This window comes from Enterobacter sp. UPMP2052 (assembly GCF_053709675.1).
In genome coordinates, this window is the sequence record NZ_JBSKJR010000006.1 from 91,476 (window position 1) to 109,356 (window position 17,881).

At 54.9% G+C, this 17,881-nt stretch carries 25 protein-coding genes; 13 read left to right on the forward strand and 12 right to left on the reverse strand.

Features of this window, described 5'->3' with window-relative positions; genetic code table 11:
• Positions 1–7 precede the first annotated feature (7 nt).
• The 3 genes from ACWKX3_RS16490 to rplU all read right to left on the reverse strand — a co-directional run bounded on the left by ACWKX3_RS16490 (position 8) and on the right by rplU (position 1,657).
• Positions 8–973: a DMT family transporter gene (locus ACWKX3_RS16490; protein ID WP_006178773.1), complete on the reverse strand. Its 966-nt coding sequence runs from the start codon at positions 971–973 to the stop codon at positions 8–10.
• 95 nt (positions 974–1,068) lie between these two features.
• Positions 1,069–1,326: a 50S ribosomal protein L27 gene (gene rpmA / locus ACWKX3_RS16495; RefSeq protein WP_004385076.1), complete on the reverse strand. Its 258-nt coding sequence runs from the start codon at positions 1,324–1,326 to the stop codon at positions 1,069–1,071.
• Between the two features lie 19 nt (positions 1,327–1,345).
• Entirely contained in the window at positions 1,346–1,657 is a 312-nt protein-coding gene (rplU, locus tag ACWKX3_RS16500) for a 50S ribosomal protein L21 (RefSeq protein ID WP_003025032.1), read from the reverse strand.
• A gap of 257 nt (positions 1,658–1,914) precedes the next feature.
• On the opposite strand from rplU, the gene ispB reads away from it, so the two are divergent.
• Both ispB and sfsB read left to right on the forward strand, forming a co-directional pair.
• Positions 1,915–2,886, forward strand: coding sequence for an octaprenyl diphosphate synthase (ispB, locus tag ACWKX3_RS16505; RefSeq protein ID WP_006178774.1), 972 nt, complete (start codon positions 1,915–1,917; stop codon positions 2,884–2,886).
• Positions 2,887–3,118: 232 nt separating this feature from the next.
• Entirely contained in the window at positions 3,119–3,391 is a 273-nt protein-coding gene (sfsB, locus tag ACWKX3_RS16510; protein ID WP_042322106.1) for a DNA-binding transcriptional regulator SfsB, read from the forward strand.
• Between the two features lie 79 nt (positions 3,392–3,470).
• Here sfsB and murA read toward each other — a convergent pair whose 3' ends face one another.
• The 7 genes from murA to mlaF form a co-directional block, all read right to left on the reverse strand.
• Positions 3,471–4,730: a UDP-N-acetylglucosamine 1-carboxyvinyltransferase gene (murA, locus tag ACWKX3_RS16515; protein ID WP_454542093.1), complete on the reverse strand. Its 1,260-nt coding sequence runs from the start codon at positions 4,728–4,730 to the stop codon at positions 3,471–3,473.
• Positions 4,731–4,779: 49 nt separating this feature from the next.
• A complete protein-coding gene (gene ibaG, locus ACWKX3_RS16520) occupies positions 4,780–5,034 on the reverse strand; it encodes a BolA family iron metabolism protein IbaG (RefSeq protein ID WP_042322109.1) in 255 nt (84 codons plus the stop codon).
• A gap of 126 nt (positions 5,035–5,160) precedes the next feature.
• Entirely contained in the window at positions 5,161–5,454 is a 294-nt protein-coding gene (mlaB, locus tag ACWKX3_RS16525; protein ID WP_058609401.1) for a lipid asymmetry maintenance protein MlaB, read from the reverse strand.
• Complete coding sequence (mlaC, locus tag ACWKX3_RS16530) at positions 5,454–6,089, reverse strand: phospholipid-binding protein MlaC (protein ID WP_006178779.1); 636 nt, start codon at positions 6,087–6,089, stop codon at positions 5,454–5,456. The genes mlaB and mlaC overlap by 1 nt, the downstream gene beginning before the upstream one ends.
• Positions 6,090–6,107: 18 nt before the next feature.
• The gene (gene mlaD, locus ACWKX3_RS16535) at positions 6,108–6,656 is read right to left on the reverse strand and encodes an outer membrane lipid asymmetry maintenance protein MlaD (protein WP_006178780.1); all 549 of its coding nucleotides are present in this window, start codon (positions 6,654–6,656) and stop codon (positions 6,108–6,110) included.
• Between the two features lie 4 nt (positions 6,657–6,660).
• Positions 6,661–7,443 carry a lipid asymmetry maintenance ABC transporter permease subunit MlaE gene (mlaE, locus tag ACWKX3_RS16540; protein WP_006178781.1) on the reverse strand — a complete coding sequence of 261 codons (783 nt, stop codon included), beginning with the start codon at positions 7,441–7,443 and terminating at the stop codon, positions 6,661–6,663.
• A gap of 7 nt (positions 7,444–7,450) precedes the next feature.
• A complete protein-coding gene (gene mlaF / locus ACWKX3_RS16545) occupies positions 7,451–8,263 on the reverse strand; it encodes a phospholipid ABC transporter ATP-binding protein MlaF (RefSeq protein WP_006178782.1) in 813 nt (270 codons plus the stop codon).
• A 230-nt stretch (positions 8,264–8,493) separates the two neighbouring features.
• Between mlaF and ACWKX3_RS16550 the strand changes: the two genes are divergently transcribed.
• The 11 genes from ACWKX3_RS16550 to npr all read left to right on the forward strand — a co-directional run bounded on the left by ACWKX3_RS16550 (position 8,494) and on the right by npr (position 16,413).
• Positions 8,494–9,471: a calcium/sodium antiporter gene (locus ACWKX3_RS16550; RefSeq protein ID WP_006178783.1), complete on the forward strand. Its 978-nt coding sequence runs from the start codon at positions 8,494–8,496 to the stop codon at positions 9,469–9,471.
• A gap of 13 nt (positions 9,472–9,484) precedes the next feature.
• A complete protein-coding gene (gene kdsD / locus ACWKX3_RS16555; protein ID WP_006178784.1) occupies positions 9,485–10,471 on the forward strand; it encodes an arabinose-5-phosphate isomerase KdsD in 987 nt (328 codons plus the stop codon).
• A gap of 14 nt (positions 10,472–10,485) precedes the next feature.
• Positions 10,486–11,052, forward strand: a complete 567-nt coding sequence (gene kdsC / locus ACWKX3_RS16560; protein WP_058609399.1) for a 3-deoxy-manno-octulosonate-8-phosphatase KdsC — start codon at positions 10,486–10,488, stop codon at positions 11,050–11,052.
• On the forward strand, positions 11,049–11,624 hold the full coding sequence (gene lptC, locus ACWKX3_RS16565; protein ID WP_006178786.1) for an LPS export ABC transporter periplasmic protein LptC: 576 nt from the start codon (positions 11,049–11,051) through the stop codon (positions 11,622–11,624). Before kdsC ends, lptC begins: the two co-directional genes overlap by 4 nt.
• Complete coding sequence (lptA, locus tag ACWKX3_RS16570; RefSeq protein ID WP_101736896.1) at positions 11,593–12,147, forward strand: lipopolysaccharide ABC transporter substrate-binding protein LptA; 555 nt, start codon at positions 11,593–11,595, stop codon at positions 12,145–12,147. Before lptC ends, lptA begins: the two co-directional genes overlap by 32 nt.
• Positions 12,148–12,153: 6 nt before the next feature.
• Positions 12,154–12,879 carry an LPS export ABC transporter ATP-binding protein gene (lptB, locus tag ACWKX3_RS16575; protein ID WP_006178788.1) on the forward strand — a complete coding sequence of 242 codons (726 nt, stop codon included), beginning with the start codon at positions 12,154–12,156 and terminating at the stop codon, positions 12,877–12,879.
• Positions 12,880–12,926: 47 nt separating this feature from the next.
• A complete protein-coding gene (rpoN, locus tag ACWKX3_RS16580) occupies positions 12,927–14,360 on the forward strand; it encodes an RNA polymerase factor sigma-54 (RefSeq protein WP_006178789.1) in 1,434 nt (477 codons plus the stop codon).
• A 22-nt stretch (positions 14,361–14,382) separates the two neighbouring features.
• Positions 14,383–14,670, forward strand: coding sequence for a ribosome hibernation promoting factor (gene hpf / locus ACWKX3_RS16585; RefSeq protein WP_006178790.1), 288 nt, complete (start codon positions 14,383–14,385; stop codon positions 14,668–14,670).
• A gap of 82 nt (positions 14,671–14,752) precedes the next feature.
• Positions 14,753–15,244, forward strand: coding sequence for a PTS IIA-like nitrogen regulatory protein PtsN (gene ptsN / locus ACWKX3_RS16590; RefSeq protein WP_006178791.1), 492 nt, complete (start codon positions 14,753–14,755; stop codon positions 15,242–15,244).
• Between the two features lie 45 nt (positions 15,245–15,289).
• Positions 15,290–16,144, forward strand: a complete 855-nt coding sequence (gene rapZ, locus ACWKX3_RS16595; protein ID WP_006178792.1) for an RNase adapter RapZ — start codon at positions 15,290–15,292, stop codon at positions 16,142–16,144.
• Positions 16,141–16,413, forward strand: a complete 273-nt coding sequence (gene npr / locus ACWKX3_RS16600) for a PTS phosphocarrier protein NPr (RefSeq protein WP_003861872.1) — start codon at positions 16,141–16,143, stop codon at positions 16,411–16,413. The genes rapZ and npr overlap by 4 nt, the downstream gene beginning before the upstream one ends.
• 39 nt (positions 16,414–16,452) lie before the next feature.
• Here npr and mtgA read toward each other — a convergent pair whose 3' ends face one another.
• The gene (gene mtgA / locus ACWKX3_RS16605; protein WP_102890127.1) at positions 16,453–17,178 is read right to left on the reverse strand and encodes a monofunctional biosynthetic peptidoglycan transglycosylase; all 726 of its coding nucleotides are present in this window, start codon (positions 17,176–17,178) and stop codon (positions 16,453–16,455) included.
• Positions 17,175–17,828 carry an isoprenoid biosynthesis glyoxalase ElbB gene (elbB, locus tag ACWKX3_RS16610; RefSeq protein WP_042322122.1) on the reverse strand — a complete coding sequence of 218 codons (654 nt, stop codon included), beginning with the start codon at positions 17,826–17,828 and terminating at the stop codon, positions 17,175–17,177. The genes mtgA and elbB overlap by 4 nt, the downstream gene beginning before the upstream one ends.
• Positions 17,829–17,881 lie beyond the last annotated feature (53 nt).

Below are 17,881 nucleotides of genomic sequence, written 5' to 3' on the forward strand. Positions count from 1 at the left end.
CCGTAAATCATTCGCCTGAGCGGGGGATCGTTACAACCGCTTCATTTTTGCGCCAGCGCCCCCAGAGACGATGACCAATGGCGGAATACATCGCGCCCGCAACCACGACAAACGCACCGAGATAGCCCAACAGGTTGAGCATCGGTCTGACGAAAACATCGGGCCAGGCCATTGATAACAAATCTGAAAATAACAGCGTAAACAGCGGAGTCAGCGTGATTAATGCGCTCACCTGCGCTGCCTGCCAGCGCGCCATTGCTTCGGCCAGCGCGCCATAACCGACCAGCGTGTTTAGCCCACAAAAAATGAGACACGCTAGCTGCCAGTCGCTCAGTTGGGTAATCACACCCGGTTTTGCTAACGGCAACAGTGCTATTGTACACAAAGTGTACAACAAAAGGAGGATCTGCTGTGAGGCCAGGCGACGTAATAACACCTTTTGCGCGACGCCGTAACTCACCCAGACCGTTGCTGCACCCACGCCAAAAATCACACCCCAGGTGTAATCCGTCAGCCGGGTGAAAATCTCAATCAGGCTGGTGTTGAAGAACATCACCAGCCCGCAGAGCAACATACTCGCCCCCACAATCTGCGTCCCGCGCATCTTCTCTTTGAGGATGAAGACGCTGGCGACCATCATGCCCACCGGTGAAAGTTGACCAATCACCTGCGACGCCGTGGGGCTAAGATACTGCAGGGAAGAGCTGAACAGAATGAAGTTCCCGAACAGCCCGCCCGTCGCGATAGCCAGTAATACCAGCCAGCGCGGTTTACGGAAGAGGCGCAGCGGCGGAAGCTTGCCCTTGATCGCCAGAATGGCACCGAGGCCAATACTCGCCATCAAAAAGCGATAAAACACCACCGTCGGCGGCTCCATCACTTCCAGAACCTGCTTCATTGCAATTGGCAATGCACCCCAACACATCGCGGTGGTCAGCGCCAAAAGAATACCAATGCCGGCCTGCTGCTTCATGCCCGTTTTCCCTACAGAAAATTTTCCGGGTTTCCAATGTAAAAAGCCCCGCAACGTGTTGCGGGGCTTTAATCCGTTACCGGACCGAGAAAACCTTACTCAGCAACGATGCTGATGTATTTACGGTTGTTCGGGCCTTTAACTTCAAATTTCACTTTACCGTCTGCTTTAGCAAACAGAGTGTGGTCACGACCGCAACCTACGTTGTTGCCAGCGTGGAATTTGGTGCCACGTTGACGAACGATGATGCTACCCGCCAGAACGGATTCGCCACCGAAACGCTTAACGCCAAGGCGTTTAGCTTCTGAATCGCGACCGTTACGTGTGGAGCCGCCAGCCTTTTTATGTGCCATTTAAATCTCTCCTCAGGTCTTAGGCGCTGATGCCAGTAATTTTCACATCAGTGAACCACTGACGGTGGCCCTGCTGCTTACGGTAGTGCTTACGACGACGAAACTTAACGATTTTAACTTTCTCGCCACGACCGTGTGCAACAACTTCAGCTTTGATAACGCCGCCATCAACGAAAGGAACGCCGATTTTGACTTCTTCACCGTTTGCGATCATCAGAACTTCAGCGAATTCAACAGATTCGCCAGTTGCGATGTCCAGCTTTTCCAGGCGAACGGTCTGACCTTCGCTTACTCGGTGTTGTTTACCACCACTTTGGAAAACCGCGTACATATAAACTCCGCTTCCGCGCACATCCTCGTATGATTCAGAGTGCGCTATAAATATTCACAATAGGGCGCGAATATTACGCAAAACGCGAGCCTTTGACAAGTGCTACCATCAATAGATGAAGAAAAAAAACACAACACGTACGGTAACGTTTATCTGCGCCGTTTTTTCAGTACAATCAGCGATACTATTGATAAACCGAAACCCTTTGTGAACCCACATCCCGTGGGATAAACAGGATAAAAAGCCCGGCTTTTGCGATGAATTTAGATAAAATCAACGAGTTAACCGCGCAAGATATGGCGGGTGTGAATGCAGCAATCCTGGAACAACTCAACTCTGACGTTCAACTGATCAATCAGTTGGGCTATTACATCGTCAGCGGCGGCGGTAAACGCATTCGCCCGATGATTGCCATTCTGGCCGCAAGAGCCGTTGGCTATCAGGGAAATGCCCATGTGACGATCGCGGCGCTGATCGAGTTTATCCACACCGCCACGCTCCTTCATGATGACGTTGTGGATGAATCTGACATGCGTCGCGGCAAAGCCACGGCTAACGCCGCGTTTGGCAATGCGGCAAGCGTACTGGTGGGTGATTTTATCTATACCCGTGCTTTCCAGATGATGACCAGCCTCGGCTCGCTGAAGGTGCTGGAAGTGATGTCTGAAGCGGTGAACGTGATCGCCGAAGGCGAAGTGCTGCAGCTGATGAACGTCAACGATCCGGACATTACCGAAGAGAGCTACATGCGCGTGATTTACAGCAAGACCGCGCGTCTGTTTGAAGCAGCGGCTCAGTGTTCCGGCATCCTCGGCGGCTGCACCGACGTCCAGGAAAAAGGGCTTCAGGACTATGGCCGCTATCTTGGCACCGCGTTCCAGCTGATTGACGATTTACTGGACTACAGTGCCGATGGCGAGACGCTGGGCAAAAACGTCGGCGACGACCTGAACGAAGGCAAACCGACCCTGCCGCTGCTACACGCCATGCGCAACGGTACCCCCGAGCAGGCAAAAATGATCCGTGAAGCGATCGAGCAGGGAAATGGTCGACATCTTCTGGAACCTGTCCTGGAAGCCATGGCGATCAGCGGTTCACTTGAATGGACGCGTCAGCGTGCCGAAGAAGAAGCCGATAAAGCCATTGCAGCACTTCAGGTGATCCCGGACAGCCCATGGCGCGATGCGCTTATTGGCCTTGCCCACATCGCCGTTCAACGCGATCGTTAATCCCCTTCCCCGGGCTCCCTGCCGCCGCGCAGGGAGCTTCCAGTACGTTCTTAAAAACTCCATTTTCACGTTAAATCATCGGTTTACAGGCCGCATGAATAAAGTCATGTCTTATTCTGAATATTGCTTCCAGTAACTCGAACTTTTTAGAACCGCTGTTCGAAGACGGTATAGTAACCCCGTCATTTCAGGAGAAATGGCATGGGTGAACATGAACACAAGGACAGCTTCAATGGATACGAAATTTATCGACTGGCATTCGGCTGATATTATTGCGGCACTTCGCAAAAAAGGGACATCTCTGGCTGCAGAGTCGCGTCGCAACGGGCTCAGTTCTTCCACACTGGCGAACGCACTGACCCGACCATGGCCGAAGGGTGAATTGATTATCGCCACCGCGCTGGACACCCAGCCGTGGGTAATCTGGCCTTCACGCTACCACGATCCCGTTACCCATGAGTTTATCGACAGAACGCGCATGATGCGCCAGAAAAAAACGACGTGAAGCGCTGTTGAGGTAACACGCGCATTTTGACAGGAACAGCAATCCCCCGACCATCTCTGGCAGGGGGCTGCCGGAACGATTACTCGCCCTTCACACGCTCGATATTAGCACCCAGCGCGCGCAGTTTATCTTCAATACGCTCATAGCCGCGATCAATATGGTAGATACGATCGACAACGGTAGTCCCTTCCGCAATGCAGCCCGCCAGCACCAGGCTTGCAGACGCACGCAGATCGGTTGCCATCACCTGCGCACCAGACAGTTTTTCAACGCCGTGGCAGATCACCGTATTGCTTTCGATTTCCGCATGCGCGCCCATACGGATCAGTTCCGGTACGTGCATAAAGCGGTTTTCAAAGATGGTCTCGGTAATAAAGCCCGTCCCTTCGGCTACCAGGTTCAGCAGGGTGAACTGCGCCTGCATATCGGTCGGGAAAGCCGGGTGCGGAGCGGTACGCACGTTGACCGCTTTAGGGCGATTGCCGTGCATGTCCAGGCTGATCCAGTCTTCACCAATTTCGATATCGGTGCCCGCATCACGCAGTTTCGCCAGCACGGCGTCCAGAGTATCTGGCTGTGCATTGCGGCAGGTGATTTTCCCGCCGGAAATCGCGGCGGCTACCAGGAAGGTGCCGGTTTCGATACGGTCCGGCAGCACGCGGTACACGCCGCCGCCCAGGCGCTCTACGCCCTCAATGGTGATACGATCGGTGCCCTGACCTGAAATTTTCGCGCCCAGCGCCACGAGGAAGTTTGCGGTATCCACAATTTCCGGCTCGCGTGCGGCGTTTTCGATGATGGTGGTGCCTTCCGCCAGCGTTGCCGCAGACATAATGGTCACCGTTGCGCCCACGCTCACTTTGTCCATGACGATGTGCGCGCCTTTCAGACGACCGTTCACGGACGCCTTAACGTAACCTTCTTCCAGCTTGATCTCTGCGCCCAGCTTCTCTAAGCCAAAGATGTGCAGATCGACCGGACGCGCACCAATCGCGCAGCCGCCCGGCAGGGAAACCTGTCCCTGACCAAAACGCGCCACCAGCGGACCAAGCGCCCAGATGGAGGCACGCATGGTTTTCACCAGATCATAGGGCGCGGAGAAGTTGTTAACCTGGCTGGCGTCGATCCAGACGGAACCATTGCGCTCCACCTTAGTACCCAGTTGAGCAAGCAACTTCATGGTCGTGTCGATATCTTTCAGCTTCGGTACGTTCTGGATCTCTACCGGCTCTTCGGCGAGCAGCGCCGCAAAGAGGATAGGCAGCGCGGCGTTTTTGGCGCCGGAAATAGTGACTTCGCCCTGGAGACGCGTTGGTCCCTGTACACGAAATTTGTCCATTGTTTGCTCTCTTATAAATTCAACCGTGCTGCGGGCTGTCGCCCTCAGCTTAGAAACCGTTTAGTTTGCGATCGCGTGCCCACTCTTGCGGGGTGAACGCTTTAATCGACAGGGCGTGGATGCGGTTGTCCGCAATGTATTCCATCAGCGGCGCATACACAGCCTGCTGTTTCTTCACACGACTCATACCGTCGAAGATCTCACCCACAGCAATAACCTGGAAGTGACTGCCATCGCCAGAGACGTGGGCTTCCTGAAGGGAGAGTGCATTCATCAGCACAGTCTGGATTTCATTATTTTCCATGGGGTCTTTATCATCTGATTGTGAAAACAAGCCCAACATCTTAGAGCAAAGTGGCGTTGTCTTAAACAAGCAAAAAGCCCCGACGGTGAAACTGTCGGGGCTTTCGGAAGTAACGCACTGAAAATGTTAGCGAGGTAAAACGTCGTCGGGCAAATTGTAGAGCTGCGCAAGGGTCACAACATTGTCGCTCGCGCCAGCAAGCCGGACTTGCGTTCCGTGCTTTTTCCCCACGGCGACAAGATGTGCCAGCATCGCAACACCGGCGGTATCCACGCGGGTGACGCTGTTCAAATCAATCAGCGTCACGCCCTTCATCGCGTCATCGCGCGCGTCCCAAAGCGGGTTGAGCAGATCCTGGTCCAGCTCACCCTTAAGCTTCAACGTTTCACCTTCGCGCGACCAGCTAAGTTGCTGCGTCATTACTTCTTCTCGTCCAGGGAAATTTTCTGACGAGAGATAGACTGAAGCTGTGCAGTCAGACCATCAATGCCCTTGGTGCGCAGCAGATCGCTCCACTCGTTCTGTTTGGTGGTGATCATGCTTACGCCTTCGGCGATCATGTCATAGGCCTGCCAATTACCGGTCTGGCTGTTTTTACGCCACTGGAAATCCAGGCGAACCGGCGGACGGCCATTGGGATCGATGATAGTGACACGAATAGGCACAATCGTGGCATCACCCAGCGGTTGCTCCGGGGCGATCTGGTACGTCTGGCCGTGGTACATCGCCAGCGCCTGACCATATGCCTGCTTCAGGTATTCACGGAATGCGGCAAAGTAGGCTTCACGCTGCGCAGGGGTAGCATCTTTGTAATAGCGACCCAGCACCAGCGCACCCGCGTATTTGATCTGCACGTACGGCAGCAGCTCCTGATCGACCACATCGCGAAGATAGTCAGGGTTGGCGCGAATTTTTGGCTGTTCGTTTTTAAGACGATCGAAGGTTTTCTTCGCGGCCTCATCCATCAGTTTGTACGGGTTGCTCTGATCCGCCGCGTGGGCTGCGGTAAGAGGGGCGATAACCAGCATGGCAACCATTAATAGTCGTTTAAACATGAATGACTTCTCCTGATATTAATTCGCTGCACCAGGCGTCGGTGCGACATTGGTAGGGTCCTCACTCTGCGCAGGGGCAGCGTCAGACTTTTTATCATCCCCTTTACTGTTGTAAAGGAATTGACCAATCATATCCTCCAGCACCATGGCGGATTTCGTATCCTGAATCACGCTGCCGTCTTTAAGGATAGTCGTTCCCAGCTCGGGGTCTTCGAAACCAACGTTAAGTGCCAGATATTGTTCACCCAGCAGCCCCGAGGTACGAATGGAAAGCGAACTGGTATCGGGAATGTGGTTGTAACGCTCTTCGATATCCATCGCGACGCGCGGCAGATAGGTTTTCTCGTCAAGCGTGATATCCGCCACGCGGCCAATCACCACGCCACCGATGCGGATCGGTGAACGCGCTTTCAGGCCGCCGATGTTATCGAAGGTGGCATAAACACGGTAAGTCGGTTCAGTCCGGATAGAGGTGATATCCGCCGCTCGCAGGCAGATGAAGAGTGCTGCCAGAAGCGCCAGAAGCAGAAATACGCCGACCCAAATTTCATTTTTTCTCGTTTGCATGAACTCAATTCCCAAACATCAGTGCGGTGAGCACAAAATCCAGACCCAGTACGGCCAGCGACGAATGAACGACAGTACGTGTTGTCGCGCGGCTAATGCCCGCCGACGTAGGGATTGCGTCGTAACCATTGAACAACGCAATCCAGGTAACCGTAACGGCAAATACCAGGCTCTTAATCAGGCAGTTGATCAGATCCATCCGCAGGTCGATGGCGTCCTGCATCGCGGACCAGAAGAACCCGGCGTCGATCCCTTTCCAGTGCACGCCGACCAGCGAACCGCCCCAAATCCCGACGGCGACAAAAAGAATAGTCAGCAGCGGTAACGAAATGACTCCCGCCCAGAAGCGAGGAGAGATCACGCGGCGCAGCGGATCGACCGCCATCATCTCCATGCTGGAGAGCTGCTCGGTGGCGCGCATCAGGCCAATTTCGGCGGTTAATGCCGAGCCGGCACGTCCGGCAAACAGCAGCGCGGCCACCACCGGCCCGAGCTCACGCAGCAGGGACAGGGCCACCAGCATCCCGAGGCTCGTTTCCGCACTGTAGGTCGTCAAAACCAGGTAACCCTGCAGCCCAAGCACCATGCCGATAAACAGACCGGAAACGATGATGATAACCATCGACAGTACGCCGACGTTATAGAGCTGCCGCACCAGCAGCGGCGCATGCTTGCGGAATTCCGGTTTGCCGACCAGCGCGTTGAATAACATCAATCCGGCACGCCCGAACGTCCTGATGGTTTTTATGCCACGGTGTCCAAGAGCGGCCAACGCATTTAACAGCATGAGTGGCTTAACTCCCTATTCCCAGTAAATCGTCACGATAATCACCTGCCGGATAGTGGAACGGGACAGGCCCGTCCGCAATACCGTCGAGGAACTGCCGCACGCGCGGATCGCAATTTTCCTGCAGCGCCTGAGCGCTGCCGTGCGCGACGATCCTTTTGTCTGCCACTATGTAGGCGTAATCAGCAATGCTCAGCACTTCCGGCACGTCGTGTGACACCACGATGCAGGTTACACCGAGCGCGCTGTTTAACTCAGAAATTAACTTCACCAGCACGCCCATGGTAATGGGGTCCTGTCCGACAAACGGCTCGTCGAACATGATTAAATCAGGCTCTAAGGCGATAGCGCGCGCTAATGCGGCACGGCGGGCCATCCCACCAGACAGTTCCGACGGCATTAATTTGGCGGCTCCGCGAAGCCCAACGGCCTCAAGCTTCATCATCACCGTGCTTTTCAGCAACTCAGGCGGCAGGCTCGTATGCTCACGCAGCGGGTAGGCTACGTTATCAAAGACGTTCATATCGGTGAACAGCGCCCCGGACTGAAAAAGCATGCTCATCCGTTTGCGGACAGTATACAAACGCGAACGTGACATCGCCGGGACGTTTTCACCGTCGAAGAGAATTTCGCCGCCGTCAGGTGGAATTTGCCCACCGATCAACCGCAGCAGCGTCGTTTTACCGATCCCGGATGGCCCCATGATGGCAGTGATCTTGCCTCGCGGGACTGTCAAAGAAATATCTTCAAATATCAATCGGTTGCCGCGAGAGAAACTGACGCCACGGACATCGACTAAATTCGCCATCGTTTGGCTCATTTATGGTTCCTTTCTTACCGTGCTTCACGTTTGCATGAAGCCTAAATCAGCCCTAAACCCCACATTTTTACAGAATATTAGCCGTGGAGGTTAGCGAAAGCTGGCATTTGTTTTACTTTTCCGGCGCATAAAGTCAAAATTAGGAATTCGTTACGCCTCAGACTGTATGCAGCGCCCACAATAATTTTTGCGCGGTGGACCGGCGAGTATACCTGAAGAAAGGACTTTTGATGCTTTTAGCAACAGCACTGTTAATTATTGGTTTACTTTTGGTGGTCTACAGTGCTGACCGTTTGGTGTTTGCCGCATCAATCCTGTGCCGGCTGATGGGCGTCCCGCCTATCGTCATTGGGATGACGGTGGTCAGCGTCGGAACCTCTCTTCCGGAAATCATCGTTTCAGTCTCGGCATCGCTGCATGGCCAGGTTGATCTGGCGATTGGTACGGCGATTGGCTCAAACATCGTCAACATTTTACTCATTTTAGGCTTAGCCGCCCTGCTACATCCATTTCGCGTACATTCTGATGTTCTGCGCCGCGAACTGCCGCTAATGTTAGTCGTAAGCCTGCTGGCTGGCTACGTGCTGCATGACGGCGTGTTGAGTATTGATGACGGCATTTTCCTGCTCGCGCTGGCCGCGATTTGGCTGCTGTATAGCGTTAAAATTGCCCGTAACGCCGAGAAACAAGGAAATGACACCCTCACGCGCGAGCATGTCGCTGAACTGCCGCGTGAGGGGACGCTACCCGTCGCCCTGCTGTGGCTGGGCGTCGCGCTGATCATCATGCCAATGGCCACACGTATGGTGGTGGATAACGCGACCGTGCTGGCGAATTACTTCGCGATGAGCGAACTGACAATTGGCCTGACGGTGATCGCCATCGGGACCAGCTTGCCGGAACTCGCCACCGCCATTGCGGGCGCGCGTAAAGGCGAAGATGATATCGCGATAGGCAATATCATCGGCTCGAACATTTTCAATATCGCGATTGTCACGGGATTGCCGGCGCTGATCGCGCCGGGGCCGTTTAACCCGATGGTCTTCTCGCGCGATTACGGCGTGATGCTGCTGGTGAGCGTGATATTTGCCCTGCTCTGCTGGCGCAAGCAACGACAGATTGGTAAAGGCGCAGGCGCGCTGCTGACGGGTGGTTTTATCGTATGGATGGCGATGCTGTACTGGCTTTCGCCTCTTCTCTCTGGGTAAACGGAAACGCATTATGTCGCAAATAGAATTGCAGCCGGGTTTTGACTTTCAGAAAGCAGGTAAAGACGTTCTGGAGATTGAACGTGAAGGCCTGGCGCAGTTAGATCAGTACATTAATCAGGATTTTAGTCTGGCCTGTGAGAAGATGTTCTACTGTGCCGGTAAAGTCGTGGTGATGGGTATGGGCAAATCCGGCCACATTGGGCGCAAAATGGCGGCGACTTTTGCCAGCACCGGCACCTCGTCCTTTTTTGTCCATCCAGGTGAAGCCGCACACGGCGACCTGGGTATGGTCACACCGCAGGACGTCGTGATCGCCCTGTCGAACTCGGGCGAGTCCAACGAGATTTTAGCGCTGATCCCGGTTCTGAAGCGGCTGCAGGTGCCCCTGATTTGCATGACCAGCCGTCCGGAGAGCAGCATGGCGCGCGCCGCCGATATCCACCTGTGCGTGAAAGTACCGAAAGAAGCCTGCCCGCTGGGTCTGGCACCGACCTCCAGCACCACCGCGGCGTTAGTCATGGGCGACGCGCTTGCCGTTGCGCTACTGGAAGCACGCGGTTTTACGCCCGAAGATTTCGCCCTTTCTCATCCCGGAGGCGCGCTGGGGCGTAAGCTGCTGCTGCGGGTCAACGATATTATGCACACCGGCGACGAGATCCCTCACGTAAGCAAAGAGGCCTCGCTGCGCGATGCGTTACTGGAAATCACGCGAAAAAATCTGGGCATGACGGTTATCTGCGATGACCTGATGAAAATCCAGGGGATCTTCACCGATGGCGACTTGCGCCGCGTGTTTGATATGGGTGTGGATGTCCGCACGCTGGGCATTGCCGACGTCATGACGTCAGGCGGCATCCGCGTGCGTCCCGGCACGCTGGCGGTTGAAGTGCTCAACCTGATGCAGTCCCGTCATATTACCTCAGTGATGGTTGCTGATGGCGACCAACTGCTGGGTGTGGTACATATGCATGATCTGCTGCGCGCGGGCGTAGTGTAATGAAGGATAAGACAATGAGTAATGCGGGTGCATCCCTTGCAACCTGTTATGGCCCGGTCAGTACCCACATGATGGCAAAGGCGGAAAATATTCGCCTGTTGATCCTTGATGTGGACGGTGTGCTCTCCGACGGCCTGATTTATATGGGCAATAACGGCGAAGAGCTGAAAGCATTTAACGTACGCGACGGCTACGGCATTCGCTGTGCCCTCACGTCGGGCATTGAAGTTGCTATCATCACAGGACGGAAAGCTAAGCTGGTAGAAGATCGCTGCGAAACGCTGGGGATTACCCATCTCTATCAGGGGCAGTCTGACAAAATGATGGCCTTCAGGGATTTGCTGGGGAAACTGGCTGTCGCGCCGGAAAACGTTGCCTACGTGGGCGACGATTTGATTGACTGGCCGGTCATGTCAGAGGTGGGGCTGAGTATCGCCGTTGCCGACGCCCATCCGCTGCTTATTCCGCGCGCTGACTATGTTACTCACATTAACGGTGGCCGCGGTGCCGTACGTGAAGTCTGCGATCTGCTTCTGCTGGCGCAGGGCAAGCTTGATGAGGCCAAAGGGCAATCGATATGAGTAAAACCAGACGTTGGGTTATCATTCTGCTGACGCTTGTCGTACTGGTACTGATTGGCGTGAATCTCGCTGACCGTGACGATACGCAACCGGATACTGTCAACACAAGCGATCCAACCTACAAAAGCGATCACAGCGATACCGTGGTATATAGCCCGGAAGGTGCGCTGAACTATCGCCTGATTGCCCAGCACGTTGAATATTTTTCAGATGATGGGGTCTCGTGGTTTACCAAACCGGTGATGACCACCTTTGATACGGATAAAGTCCCGACGTGGTCAATCAAGTCTGACCGCGCAAAACTGACGAATGACCGTATGCTTTATCTGTATGGCCATGTTGAGGTCATCGCCCTGACCGCTGATGCTCAACTGCGCAGAATCACCACGGATAACGCCCAGATCAACCTGGTTACCCAGGACGTGACATCTCAGGATCTGGTCACATTATACGGCACGACATTTAATTCCAGCGGTTTGAGAATGCGCGGGAACTTACGCAGCAAAAACGCCGAGCTGATTGAAAAGGTTAGAACCTCCTATGAAATTCAAAACAAACAAACTCAGCCTTAAATTACTTATCGCCAGCGCACTGCTGGCCGCCAGTCTTCCCGCGCTCGCTGTGACTGGCGATACCGAACAGCCGATCCATATCGAGTCTGACGCCCAGTCGCTTGATATGCAGGGTAACGTCGTCACCTTTACGGGCAACGTCGTCATGACCCAGGGCACCATTAAAATTAACGCCGACAAAGTGGTGGTCACCCGCCCTGGCGGCGAGCAGGGTAAAGAGATCATTGATGGTTACGGTAACCCTGCCACCTTCTACCAGATGCAGGACAACGGCAAACCGGTAAAAGGCCGCGCCTCGCATATGCATTACGAGCTGGCGAAGGATCTGGTTATCCTGACCGGTAACGCCTATCTGGAACAGCTGGACAGCAACATTACCGGCGACAAGATCACCTACCTGGTGAAAGAGCAGAAAATGCAGGCCACCAGCGAGAAAGGGAAACGCGTCACCACCGTGCTTGTGCCTTCGCAGCTGCAGGATAAAGGCAAAGGCCAGGCCCCGGCACAGAAGAAGAGTAACTAATTCGTTATGGCAACATTAACTGCTAAAAACCTCGCGAAAGCGTATAAAGGCCGCCGCGTCGTCGAAGATGTCAGTCTGACCGTCAACTCCGGCGAAATTGTGGGCCTGCTTGGCCCTAACGGTGCAGGTAAAACCACCACCTTCTACATGGTGGTCGGTATTGTGCCGCGCGATGCAGGTAACATTATCATCGACGATGAAGACATCAGCCTGCTGCCGCTGCACGCGCGTGCGCGCCGTGGTATCGGCTACCTGCCGCAGGAAGCGTCAATCTTCCGTCGCTTAAGCGTCTTCGATAACCTGATGGCCGTGCTGCAGATCCGTGACGATCTGACCAGCGAGCAGCGCACCGACCGTGCGAACGAGCTGATGGAAGAGTTCCACATTGAACATCTTCGCGACAGCCTCGGTCAGGCGCTCTCTGGCGGTGAACGTCGCCGCGTTGAGATTGCACGTGCGCTGGCCGCTAACCCGAAATTCATCCTGCTTGATGAACCTTTCGCGGGCGTTGACCCCATTTCCGTTATTGATATCAAACGCATTATTGAGCACCTGCGCGATAGCGGGCTTGGCGTACTCATCACTGACCATAACGTCCGTGAAACGCTGGCCGTCTGCGAACGCGCCTACATTGTTAGCCAGGGCCATCTGATTGCCCACGGTACGCCGCAGCAAATCCTCCAGGATGAGCATGTTAAGCGCGTGTACCTTGGGGAAGACTTCAGACTCTGATAGGGTAGAGGCAACGTAGCGCCGAACCGGAGAAAAATGCTCTGAATATGAAGCAAGGTTTGCAATTAAGGCTGAGCCAGCAACTGGCGATGACGCCGCAGCTCCAGCAGGCGATCCGTCTGCTGCAGCTGTCCACGTTAGAACTTCAGCAGGAGCTCCAGCAGGCGCTGGACAGCAATCCGTTGCTGGAGCAAACCGATCTTCATGACGAGGTAGACACCCAGCAAACGCAAGACGCAGAAATGCTCGACACCGTTGAGGCGCTCGAACAAAAAGAGATGCCGGACGAGCTTCCGCTGGATGCCAGCTGGGATGAACTCTACACCGCCGGTACCCCTTCCGGAACGCGTGCAGACTACCAGGACGACGAGCTGCCGGTCTACCAGGGCGAAACCACCCAGTCTCTGCAGGATTACCTGATGTGGCAGGTGGAGCTTACGCCGTTCTCCGATACCGATCGCGCCATTGCGACCTCCATTGTCGATGCCGTGGATGACACAGGCTATCTGACCGTCACGCTGGACGACATTCTGGAAAGTATCGGCGACGAAGACGTTGAGCTGGAAGAAATTGAAGCCGTGTTAAAGCGCATCCAGCGCTTCGACCCGGTCGGTGTGGCGGCGAAAGATCTGCGCGACTGCCTGCTGATCCAGCTTTCGCAGTTCGCCAAAGAGACGCCGTGGATCGACGAAGCCCGCTTAATCATCAGCGATCATCTGGATCTGCTCGCCAACCATGATTTCCGTTCGCTGATGCGCGTCACGCGTCTGAAAGAAGAGGTGCTGAAAGAGGCGGTGAATTTAATTCAGTCCCTCGATCCGCGTCCCGGCCAGTCGATCCAGACCAGCGAACCAGAATACGTGATCCCTGACGTGCTGGTGCGAAAGCATAACGGTCGCTGGGTGGTTGAACTGAATTCAGACAGCATCCCTCGTTTGCAAATTAACCAGCAGTACGCCTCCATGTGCACCAGCGTTCGCAACGACTCCGACAATCAATATATTCGTAGCAACCTTCAGGAAGCGCGATGGTTGATCAAAAGTCTGGAGAGCCGAAATGATACGCTGCTGCGCGTAAGCCGCTGTATTGTCGAACAGCAGCAGGCGTTCTTCGAGCAGGGCGAAGAATTTATGAAGCCGATGGTGCTGGCGGATATCGCCCAGGCCGTCGAGATGCATGAATCAACCATTTCCCGTGTGACCACGCAGAAGTATCTGCACAGCCCGCGCGGTATTTTTGAGCTTAAGTATTTCTTCTCCAGCCATGTGAATACCGAAGGCGGCGGCGAAGCCTCGTCAACGGCAATCCGTGCACTGGTGAAGAAGTTGATCGCCGCGGAAAACCCCGCGAAGCCACTGAGCGACAGTAAGTTGACCACCCTTCTCTCCGATCAGGGTATTATGGTGGCACGTCGTACCGTTGCGAAGTACCGAGAGTCTTTATCCATTCCGCCGTCTAACCAGCGTAAACAGCTGGTCTGACTCAACCGATAAGGAAGACACTATGCAGCTCAACATCACTGGACAAAACGTCGAAATTACTGAGGCCCTGCGCGATTTCCTGAACACGAAGTTCGCGAAATTAGAGCAGTATTTCGAAAGGATCAACCAGGTCTATATTGTGTTGAAAGTGGAGAAAGTGACTCATATCTCGGATGCCACCCTGCACGTAAACGGGGGTGAACTGCATGCGAGTGCGGAAGGGCAAGACATGTACGCGGCTATCGACGGCTTGATTGATAAGCTTGCACGACAGCTCAATAAACATAAAGATAAACTGAAACAACACTAATTGTCCGGGCAGTTAACGGGTGCAGGAAGGCCTGTTGTGAAACACAACAGGCCGTTTGTACAGTTAGCGCTTAGGTGAAATTATGATGAACAACGATTCCGCTCTTCAATTGAGCAATGTCCTGAACCAGGAATGTACCCGCAGTGGCGTTCACTGCCAGAGCAAGAAACGTGCGCTGGAGATTATCAGTGAGCTGGCCGCAAAGCAGTTGGGCCTGCCGCCGCAGCTGGTATTTGAAGCGATTTTGACCCGTGAAAAAATGGGCAGTACCGGTATCGGCAACGGCATCGCGATCCCGCACGGCAAGCTGGAAGAAGACACCCTGCGTGCCGTCGGCGTGTTTGTGCAGCTCGAAACGCCCATCGCGTTCGATGCCATTGATAATCAGCCGGTCGATCTCCTCTTCGCCCTGCTGGTGCCAGCCGATCAAACGAAAACCCATCTGCATACGCTGTCACTGGTTGCTAAGCGGCTGGCCGATAAAACCATTTGCCGTCGACTGCGCTCAGCCCAAAGTGATGAGGAGCTGTATCAAATTATCACTGAAGCAGAAGGCAATCAGGATGATGCATAACCGGGAGATGGCCTTCACATCTGTTGCCCTGAGGAGAAACGGAACATGGTGTTGATGATCGTCAGCGGTCGTTCAGGGTCGGGGAAATCCGTCGCCCTGCGCGCGCTGGAAGATATGGGCTTTTACTGCGTAGATAACCTGCCGGTGGTGCTCTTGCCCGAACTGGCCCAAACGCTCGCGGACAGGCAGATCTCGGCGGCAGTGAGTATCGACGTCCGCAACATGCCAGAGTCGCCGGAAGTGTTTGAGCAGGCGATGAGCAACCTGCCGGAAGCTTTCTCGCCTCAGCTGCTGTTCCTTGACGCCGACCGTAACACGCTGATCCGTCGCTACAGCGACACGCGTCGTTTGCACCCGCTCTCCAGTAAAAATCTCTCCCTGGAAAGCGCCATCGATCAGGAGAGCGACCTGCTGGAGCCGCTGCGTTCCCGCGCCGACCTGATTGTCGACACCTCCGAAATGTCCGTCCACGAGCTGGCAGAGATGCTGCGTACCCGTCTACTGGGCAAACGCGAGCGTGAACTGACAATGGTGTTCGAATCCTTCGGCTTTAAGCACGGTATTCCGATCGATGCGGATTATGTCTTCGACGTGCGCTTCCTGCCGAACCCCCACTGGGATCCCAAACTGCGTCCTATGACCGGTCTGGATAAGCCCGTCGCGGCGTTCCTCGACAGACACACAGAAGTTCACAATTTTATCTACCAGACGCGAAGCTACCTTGAGCTATGGTTACCTATGCTGGAGACCAACAACCGTAGCTACCTGACGGTGGCGATTGGCTGTACCGGCGGTAAACATCGCTCGGTTTATATTGCCGAGCAGCTGGCCGATTACTTCCGCTCACGCGGCAAGAACGTTCAGTCCCGTCATCGCACGCTGGAAAAACGTAAAACATGACCGTAAAACAGACCGTTGAGATCACCAATAAGCTGGGTATGCACGCCCGTCCGGCGATGAAGCTGTTTGAACTGATGCAGGGCTTTGACGCAGAGGTGTTGCTGCGCAACGATGAGGGGACCGAGGCAGAAGCCAACAGCGTGATTGCGTTGCTGATGCTGGATTCTGCCAAAGGTCGTCAGATCGAGGTGGAGGCCACCGGTCCGCAGGAAGAGGAAGCGCTGGCCGCGGTGATTGCCCTGTTTAACGCCGGGTTTGACGAAGACTAACCCTCAGCGCAAAGGCGGGTGGCGCGATGCTGCCCCGCCCTACATCAGCTTGTTACGCTCCATAAACCCTTCCCCACCCAGCTGGCGCATCTGCCGCATGATCCACGCCTGACGGCTGCGCACATACCCTGTCGGCGCGTTTGCTTTAAAGCGGATCGGATTCGGCAGGACAGCAGCCAGCAACGCCGCTTCAGACATACTTAACCGGCTCGCGGGCTTATTGAAATAACGTTGTGAAGCAGCCTCCACGCCAAACACGCCGTCACCGAATTCTGCGATATTGAGATAGACGGTCAAAATGCGCTTTTTGCTCCAGACCGTTTCAATGCCCAGCGTCAGCCCGGCCTCCAGCCCTTTTCTCACCCAACTGCGGCCATCCCACAAAAAGAGATTTTTCGCGGTTTGCTGCGATATCGTCGATGCGCCGCGCACCCGGTTCTCATGGCGTTCGTTATGAGCAAGCGCCTTTTCGATCGCCGCCACGTCAAAACCCCAGTGCTCCGGGAATTTCTGATCTTCTGCCGCCATCACCGCCAGCCCCATCCACGGCGAAATCGACTCCGTGCTCACCCAGTCAGAGTGTGCTACGTAGCCAAAATCCCCGGTGAGCCAGGCACTTAGCTGCCGTTCGACCATGACGGCGGAGAAAGGCACCGGTACGATGCTGAACAGGGCAATCCCGCCGCCCCAGAATACCGCCAGCACCACCACGATGCGCACCAGGATGCGTTTCACCCATGCGCCTGCTCCCCATTTACGCTTCATTCGCTCAGAACCAGCACCCGGTCCACCAGCTTATCAATGCCCGTGGCGGCCTCAGCGATACTCTGCGCCAGCATGTACGCGGGCGTGGTTATAATCTTGTTCTCTTCATCGACCACGATGTCGTCCACCGGGCAAGGAACATGTTCGCCCCCCATCTCTTCGATAAGGTCGGCCGTATCGATATCGGTCCCGATGGTCAGACGCAGCGGGAAATCAAAGATTTTCGGCAGCATCGCGGGCGCAATACAGATAAAGCCCAGCGGTTTACCCGCCGCATGCATTGCCCTGGCGAGGGAGCGTAAATCGGGATCAACATGGCACTCCGCCCCGTGGGCAGCAAAGGTGCTGAGATTTTTGGCCGCACCGAAGCCTCCCGGCACGATTAACGCGTCGAGCTGTGACGCGTCTGCCTGCCCCAGCGGATGGATATCCCCGCGGGCGATGCGCGCCGCTTCAATCAGCACGTTACGGCTTTCCGCCATCGGTTCGCCGGTGAGATGATTGATCACATCCGCCTGGCTTTTATCCGGCGCGAAGCAGACCACCTCCGCGCCCTGGCGGGAGAGCGCCAGGAGGGTTAATACCGCTTCATGGATCTCCGAACCGTCGTAAACACCGCAGCCACTCAGCACGACACCTATTTTTTTCATCTTAAGGATCCTTCTTTGCAACGTACTGAAGCACATTAATAATTTTGATTAAA

Bases quoted from the DNA above. Each gene is read 5' to 3' on its own strand.
- kdsC (WP_058609399.1), top strand. From the start codon at position 10,486: ATGAGTAATGCGGGTGCATCCCTTGCAACCTGTTATGGCCCGGTCAGT.
- rplU (WP_003025032.1), bottom strand. From the start codon at position 1,657: ATGTACGCGGTTTTCCAAAGTGGTGGTAAACAACACCGAGTAAGCGAA.
- lptA (WP_101736896.1), top strand. From the start codon at position 11,593: ATGAAATTCAAAACAAACAAACTCAGCCTTAAATTACTTATCGCCAGC.
- mtgA (WP_102890127.1), bottom strand. From the start codon at position 17,178: ATGAAGCGTAAATGGGGAGCAGGCGCATGGGTGAAACGCATCCTGGTG.
- rpmA (WP_004385076.1), bottom strand. From the start codon at position 1,326: ATGGCACATAAAAAGGCTGGCGGCTCCACACGTAACGGTCGCGATTCA.
- sfsB (WP_042322106.1), top strand. From the start codon at position 3,119: ATGGATACGAAATTTATCGACTGGCATTCGGCTGATATTATTGCGGCA.
- ptsN (WP_006178791.1), top strand. From the start codon at position 14,753: ATGATGAACAACGATTCCGCTCTTCAATTGAGCAATGTCCTGAACCAG.
- rpoN (WP_006178789.1), top strand. From the start codon at position 12,927: ATGAAGCAAGGTTTGCAATTAAGGCTGAGCCAGCAACTGGCGATGACG.
- lptC (WP_006178786.1), top strand. From the start codon at position 11,049: ATGAGTAAAACCAGACGTTGGGTTATCATTCTGCTGACGCTTGTCGTA.
- lptB (WP_006178788.1), top strand. From the start codon at position 12,154: ATGGCAACATTAACTGCTAAAAACCTCGCGAAAGCGTATAAAGGCCGC.
- mlaD (WP_006178780.1), bottom strand. From the start codon at position 6,656: ATGCAAACGAGAAAAAATGAAATTTGGGTCGGCGTATTTCTGCTTCTG.
- ibaG (WP_042322109.1), bottom strand. From the start codon at position 5,034: ATGGAAAATAATGAAATCCAGACTGTGCTGATGAATGCACTCTCCCTT.
- mlaE (WP_006178781.1), bottom strand. From the start codon at position 7,443: ATGCTGTTAAATGCGTTGGCCGCTCTTGGACACCGTGGCATAAAAACC.
- ACWKX3_RS16490 (WP_006178773.1), bottom strand. From the start codon at position 973: ATGAAGCAGCAGGCCGGCATTGGTATTCTTTTGGCGCTGACCACCGCG.
- ispB (WP_006178774.1), top strand. From the start codon at position 1,915: ATGAATTTAGATAAAATCAACGAGTTAACCGCGCAAGATATGGCGGGT.
- rapZ (WP_006178792.1), top strand. From the start codon at position 15,290: ATGGTGTTGATGATCGTCAGCGGTCGTTCAGGGTCGGGGAAATCCGTC.
- mlaC (WP_006178779.1), bottom strand. From the start codon at position 6,089: ATGTTTAAACGACTATTAATGGTTGCCATGCTGGTTATCGCCCCTCTT.
- elbB (WP_042322122.1), bottom strand. From the start codon at position 17,828: ATGAAAAAAATAGGTGTCGTGCTGAGTGGCTGCGGTGTTTACGACGGT.
- hpf (WP_006178790.1), top strand. From the start codon at position 14,383: ATGCAGCTCAACATCACTGGACAAAACGTCGAAATTACTGAGGCCCTG.
- kdsD (WP_006178784.1), top strand. From the start codon at position 9,485: ATGTCGCAAATAGAATTGCAGCCGGGTTTTGACTTTCAGAAAGCAGGT.
- ACWKX3_RS16550 (WP_006178783.1), top strand. From the start codon at position 8,494: ATGCTTTTAGCAACAGCACTGTTAATTATTGGTTTACTTTTGGTGGTC.
- murA (WP_454542093.1), bottom strand. From the start codon at position 4,730: ATGGACAAATTTCGTGTACAGGGACCAACGCGTCTCCAGGGCGAAGTC.
- npr (WP_003861872.1), top strand. From the start codon at position 16,141: ATGACCGTAAAACAGACCGTTGAGATCACCAATAAGCTGGGTATGCAC.
- mlaB (WP_058609401.1), bottom strand. From the start codon at position 5,454: ATGACGCAGCAACTTAGCTGGTCGCGCGAAGGTGAAACGTTGAAGCTT.
- mlaF (WP_006178782.1), bottom strand. From the start codon at position 8,263: ATGAGCCAAACGATGGCGAATTTAGTCGATGTCCGTGGCGTCAGTTTC.